At 70.1% G+C, this 1,381-nt stretch carries 2 protein-coding genes and 1 pseudogene; 1 reads left to right on the forward strand and 2 read right to left on the reverse strand.

Annotated features, from left to right (window positions below; genetic code table 11):
- A pseudogene (locus ACFQEU_RS15910) lies at positions 1-207 on the forward strand (hypothetical protein); the annotation flags it as partial.
- Positions 208-270: 63 nt separating this feature from the next.
- On the opposite strand, the gene ACFQEU_RS15915 reads toward ACFQEU_RS15910, so the two are convergent.
- Positions 271-930 carry a DUF7095 family protein gene (locus ACFQEU_RS15915; protein WP_379783755.1) on the reverse strand — a complete coding sequence of 220 codons (660 nt, stop codon included), beginning with the start codon at positions 928-930 and terminating at the stop codon, positions 271-273.
- An 85-nt stretch (positions 931-1,015) separates the two neighbouring features.
- The coding region (locus tag ACFQEU_RS15920) for a Mut7-C RNAse domain-containing protein (RefSeq protein ID WP_379783757.1) at positions 1,016-1,381 on the reverse strand (366 nt) is incomplete at its 5' end.

The raw sequence follows: 1,381 nt of genomic DNA on the forward strand, positions 1-1,381 counted from the left end.
GGGCTGGCCGACCACCGAACCGAGCTGCGGGCCGCGCTGTCGGCCGACGCGTACGACGACCTCCGACAGCGCTGGCGCGAGCTCGGCCGCGACGTGATCGAGGGGATGCGCGAGGGAAGCTACGAGCGGCTGGAACTCGTCCCGTTCGAGGTGACTGTCGGCCGGGTGCCGGACGGTCGATCGACCGACGGCCGAGCGACGAACTGACCGACGTCGGGCCACCGAACGCTCGATGATCGGCGTCGGTAGCGGGTCGCCCTCGGTGCGGCGTTATACCATGTCGCCGCGGACGGACGCCCCCTCCTGTGTCGCCCGCTCGGCGTTCAGCGCCGACGCGGCCGCCTCGGCGTCGGCGTCGTTCGCGCCGAGCATTCCGAACGCGTCCGACAGCGTCGGCATCGCGAAGGCGGCCTCACGGAGCTTCGTGAACGCCTCCTCATCGCGCTGCCCGTCGACCCATAGACAGACGCCTCGGGGGTCGAGCGCGTCCCCGTACGCCTCCCGTGCCAGCGCACCCTTCAGCCGCTGGGCGACGTTGTCGCCGAAGCTCGCGTTACACACCTCCAGGTGGATCGGCTCGTCGTCGGCACCCGCCCCCTCGCCGACGAGCTCGGCGGCGAGGCACTTCTCGGGGGCGGCGTACCCGTTGTCGCTCGCGCGGACCCGGTCGGGGTTCGCCCGAGCCCACGCGGCGTCGACCGTGGTACCCACGCCCTTGATCCCATACTCGGCCTCGAACTCGGCGGCCGCGTCCGCGTCGCCGCCCATGATAACGTCCTTCGTCACGTACACGTCGAGCCGCTGGATCGGGTCGAGCCCGAGGGCGACGTCGCCGAACGCCCACACCTCCCGGACCGGAACGGGCATCGGCTCCGTTTCCACGCGGTCGACGATCCCCTCCAGGCGATCGACGGCTGTCCCCAGCTCCATTGCCGGGGCATACGGTCGGGGAGCGGATACCGGTTGTGCTCCGATGAGAGGGGAAGAGACGGTGGGAACGGCGGGAGGACCCGAGTCAGAGCGCCCGAAGCCGCTCGCCGACGGACTCCCAGTGGCCGCCCTTCCAGAACCACTGGCCGCACTCGCGACACCGCCAGAACCGGTCGGGGCTCTCGGGACCGGGATCCGGCACGTAGTCGGGTCGGTCGACGCCCGGTGTCGCGTCTCCACGGCTGTGTTCGTCCCCGTTCGCGTCACCACCTCCGTCGCTGTCTCCGTTCGCGTCATCACCTCCGTCGCTGTCTCCGTTCGCGTCATCACCTCCGTCGCCGTCCCCGTTCGCGTCCCTATCTTTTTTCAAGGCGAGAATCCCGCTGTTTACGGCGGGCGTGAAGCCGACAACTCCTATACGAACCACCGTCGGTTGCAGGCCGAATACCCC

It is taken from the genome of Halorubrum tibetense (assembly GCF_042661865.1).
Taxonomy (GTDB): domain Archaea; phylum Halobacteriota; class Halobacteria; order Halobacteriales; family Haloferacaceae; genus Halorubrum; species Halorubrum tibetense.